The organism is Armatimonas sp., from assembly GCF_043760365.1.
GTDB lineage: Bacteria > Armatimonadota > Armatimonadia > Armatimonadales > Armatimonadaceae > Armatimonas.
The window spans coordinates 1-4,045 of the sequence record NZ_JAYUPA010000653.1 but is presented as its reverse complement, the minus strand read 5'-3'; the positions used below and the strand labels follow the sequence as shown (position 1 = coordinate 4,045).

General features: G+C 60.1%; 5 protein-coding genes. All 5 read right to left on the bottom strand.

All coding sequences use genetic code 11. From position 1 onward, the window contains the following. A partial coding sequence (murG, locus tag ACH2EH_RS15100; protein ID WP_395142870.1) for an undecaprenyldiphospho-muramoylpentapeptide beta-N-acetylglucosaminyltransferase occupies positions 1 to 1,111 on the bottom strand: 1,111 nt, incomplete at its 3' end. A gap of 19 nt (positions 1,112 to 1,130) precedes the next feature. Further along, on the bottom strand, positions 1,131 to 1,733 hold the full coding sequence (locus ACH2EH_RS15095) for a hypothetical protein (protein WP_395142869.1): 603 nt from the start codon (positions 1,731 to 1,733) through the stop codon (positions 1,131 to 1,133). A 42-nt stretch (positions 1,734 to 1,775) separates the two neighbouring features. Continuing rightward, entirely contained in the window at positions 1,776 to 3,125 is a 1,350-nt protein-coding gene (locus ACH2EH_RS15090) for a stalk domain-containing protein (protein WP_395142868.1), read from the bottom strand. Positions 3,126 to 3,165: 40 nt separating this feature from the next. Next, the gene (locus ACH2EH_RS15085) at positions 3,166 to 3,420 is read right to left on the bottom strand and encodes a hypothetical protein (protein ID WP_395142867.1); all 255 of its coding nucleotides are present in this window, start codon (positions 3,418 to 3,420) and stop codon (positions 3,166 to 3,168) included. Between the two features lie 114 nt (positions 3,421 to 3,534). Then, positions 3,535 to 4,045: hypothetical protein (locus ACH2EH_RS15080; RefSeq protein WP_395142866.1), on the bottom strand; the 511-nt coding region annotated here is incomplete at its 5' end.

Here is a 4,045-nt window from a genome sequence, read left to right as displayed (position 1 = left end):
CATCCGCGAGGTCTTCGGCGGCACGTGGGGTGGCGAGCTTCTTGGCCTTGCTGCCCATAGCGGCCCGCCGTGAGGGGGCATCCAGGAGGGGAAGAATCGCGGCCAGCAGACTCTCGCCGGAGCACTCGCTCTGCTTGACGATCAGGGCTGCGCCCGCGTCCACGAGGCGCTGGGCATTGCGGGTCTGTTCATCGCCACTGGCAGGAACCAAGGGGACAAAGATGGCGGGCTTGCCGAGCGCACACGCCTCCGTGACCGTGCCCGCGCCGGAGCGGCTGACAAGAAGATTGGCGAGCGCATAGGCATCTCCAAGCTCATCGGACTGGATAAATGGCCGCACTACCCAGCGGCGCTGGAGCTGCACGGGGAGGGTCTTGTGGTGCGCCAGGAGGGCGGCGGCATCGTGCTCGCCACACTGGTGGAGCACCCGTGCTTGCTGAAGGAGTGTGGGGAGTGCCGCTTTGATAGCACTGTTGAGGGTCTGTGATCCCTGTGCGCCTCCCGTCACATAGACACAGGGCAGGCACTCATCCACCGGATCGAAGCCAAAGCGGCGGACGGCGCTCTCCGCGTGGCCTGCGAAAATCACTTCCCGCACGGGGTTGCCGGTCACAAAGGCCTTCTTGCGTAGCTCCGGCGGTAGCTCCTCCAGCGCTCCGGCGAAGCTTAAGGCGATGCGCTTAGCATAGCGCCCGTTGATCTTATTGGCTAGCCCTACCGTGACAGTCTGCTCATGGGTGAGAATCGGAATGCGCAGTGTCGCGGCGGCCAGAACAGCAGGAACCGAGACATAGCCACCGGTCGCCAGAACCACATCGGGCTTGAACTCCTTGACGGCCTTAAGGGCCTGGAAAAAGCCTTGTGGCACTTTAAAAGCATCGCGGAGGTTCGCCCCCGTCAGGAGGCCCAGTGGTCCTCTCGACGAGCGGCGTAGCTTCCCGCTGGCCACTCCCACAAACTCTAGACCTGCCTCGCGTGCCAGCCGCGCCTCGATCCCTGTCTCACTGCCGACATAGCGAATTACAATCCCATGGTCTCGGTTGCGAAGAACCTGGATCACGGCTAGGGCGGGGCTCACATGGCCGCCCGTTCCACCGCCTGTAACTAACACTCTCAAATTAACACTACTTTCACGTTGGTTTCTCGCCCCGTGTCAGGTTCAAGTGCCGCTCGGGCATCCCGATATGGGTATTTCCTCCCTCGCTCTCCACATTGGCCTTGTCAAAGAAGCTGCTCTCCAGAAAGAGCACAAAGGCGGCGCGCTCGCTATCGTAGAAAGCATCCATGACCTGAGTGTCGGGGGGCAGTGGGGGGAGGTTGTAGCTCTCGCCACTGGCAATGGTCTGGAGGAGCTGGATGAGGCACTCCGGGGGAATGAAATACGCCTCCCAGCGCACATCCTGTGGGAGGGAGCGCGGTCGCACCGGCGGTGGTGCATCGTCGTTGAGGGCGAAGATAATCTCGTCCCACCCACCGCTCCAGCGCCCTCGAAAGAGCCGCGCTTGAACGGGAGTGTAGAAGGCGCTCTCTAGTACCAGAACGCACTGCTCCTGCTCGCTATCGTAGAAGGCATCGGCAGTGCGGACATCGGGGGGCAGAGGCTCGGCCTTCAGATCCACATCGTGGCGGGACATAAACTGGAGCAGATCCAGCAAGTCGCTCGGACGAATGCGAAACATTGCCCAGCGCTTCTCATAGACTCCCTCTGGTTCCTGCCCAATCACGCACGCCATGATACCACAGGGCTGGTGAAGCCATCACGGAGCGAGTCGAACCTATTTTTTAAAGGTGATACTGGCAGTTTCTGAGAGGGCATCGCTTACTCCCACAGTGGTGGCTTCCAGTGTGTAGGTTAGTTTAGAGACTCCAAGTGGCGTCTGAAGACGGATTTCCGGAATGCTCCAGAGTCCTTTTTTGTCGGCGCGTACCTCCCCGTCGGTGACAACACCATCCGTGGGCAGAATTAAAAACGTTCCCTGGAACGTCAGACGATAGCGCACGAGGGCATCGGGGGCGGCTTTTCCGGTAATCGTGACCTTGTCGCCCACCGCTGTATTGGCCGCCGGAGTCAGGATCGTCGGTTTGAGCAGAGGCGCAGCGGGGTTGGGCACAGGAGCAGTGGGGGCGGTTGCACTGAGCTGGAAGCTCCACTCGCGGCGCGTTTCGTTGCCTGCCAGGTCTCTTGCCACGACAGTCACACTGGTCTTGCCAGCGGGGAGAGCCGTATCGGGTCGGTAGGAGAAAAATGCCTCGGTGACTGTGGCCTGTCCGGTGACATCTTTTCCATTGACCAGCAGGTGCAGTGCGCTGGTATCTATCCCCGTCCCTGTATCGGCGAGCGTGGCGTAGATCAGGAGCTTGCTGGGAGCGGCTGTGGTGTCGGAGGCGGGCGAGAGATTAGCAAGCTGCGGCCCGATCCCATCCACGGTCACGGGCTGTGCTGCCTGGATCAGCGGTGAGGCAAGTCCGCCTCTCCTCAGCGACGCAAACAGCGGTGCATTTTTAACCTGTACCCCGAGAGGAACCGTGAAGGCACCCGTGTAGGTTCCCACGCTCTGCTCGCGGAGCGGCAGCTCGCGGGCGCTCTCTATCCCCGAGACTGAGAAGGTGCCCGTGCCCCCCGGAGTGCCCAGCAGGGTAACCACGAGCCGCTCACCGCCCCGCAGGGGGCGCTGAGCATCGTGGGTGAGGGAGCTGACCTCCACCGGGGAGGCTGTCGGAAGGGGCACCGGGGAGGCGCTGCCGCTCGTTTGGATGACGACCGTTCGGCTCACCCCGCGCCAGCTCACCTGCGCTCCGAGTGCCTCAGAGACAAAGCGCAGGGGAACTAGTGTGGTGCCTTGCTGGGTCTGGGCGGGCAGGGCCAGGGTCTGCCTCTGGCCATTGACAAACGCCTCGGTAGAGCCTAGCCGCAGAGTCACCTCCGTGGTGCCCTTGACCGCGCGGATCGTCCTACTCGCACCGTCGTAGGCGACCGTCGCTCCCAGCTTCTCAAAAACGCCGCGCAAAGGAACCAGTACCATACCCCGCTGTTCCACCGGGGGCTGCCCTACAAAAAGGATGACGTCGCCGTCTACCGTTACATTAATTGTCTGGGCCGAAGCCAGGGGGACTATTATTGCCATGTCGCTCATTCTCCACGACTTATTTTTAACCGTTGCGATCCTAAAGATTCGTCTGGTTATTCGTAGGTGTGATCTTGATTCTATACTTGACTCTAGAGTTCCAATCAGAGCCAAAGTAACTGGAGTTTTTGAAGGACACGGAGTTGCTGATCGTGCGCTGGGTATGGGCTGTCAGCTCGGGGAAGCCTTCCTGCCCAAGGATATCGTCTTCATCCAGACCCATCAGCTCGCCCGAGAGTGTCGTGCCTGTGGGAACCGTAAAATCAAAGAGAGTGGTGCCCTTTTTTCCTAACAATCACACGCCAGTTTGTTGCTTGCTTTGCTGCCTGTGTGGGAGCCAGAGTGATCACCACGCTGAGCGTACTCAGCGCGGTGATCGTCAGGGTTTTAAGTTGCTTTTGTATGGTGTTTAGAGTCCTCCGACTTCCTCAATCCGTAGGTAGAGCCGTGAGTCACCATTTTGTTTTTTACCGCTGTAGGGAATCTCCGCGGTGAAGACTCGCTTGCCATCAACACTGCTGAACTGCCAGTTCTGGCCTTCTGGGAACCCGGCCAGGGGCTTACCAGGAACCGGTTTGCCGCCGCCGTCCAGCACGCCGAAGATCGCACGGGGTTTCAGGGTGAACTTGAAGCTACCCATGTAGTCGTCTTTGGAGCCGCCGCCGTCATTGTCTTTAATAGAGCCCTCGAAAACATAGCTGGGGTTCTGCTGGCCCTCGTAGCAGTTCATGGGGTAGGCTGGAGAGATCGCTCCTGCCGACGTCCCCTTGTCTTCCAGTGCCTCACTGACGCTCTTGGAGAGAATCTCGATAACATCGCCGTTTTTCTTGAGCTGCTCAGAGCGGGCACTGTTTTTCTTGTCCCAGGCCCAGACCTTATCGCCGTTGACACGGAACTCGCCGTAGATCTCGCCGTTGGCG

Bases quoted from the DNA above. Each gene is read 5' to 3' on its own strand.
- ACH2EH_RS15095 (WP_395142869.1), bottom strand. From the start codon at position 1,733: ATGGCGTGCGTGATTGGGCAGGAACCAGAGGGAGTCTATGAGAAGCGC.
- ACH2EH_RS15090 (WP_395142868.1), bottom strand. From the start codon at position 3,125: ATGGCAATAATAGTCCCCCTGGCTTCGGCCCAGACAATTAATGTAACG.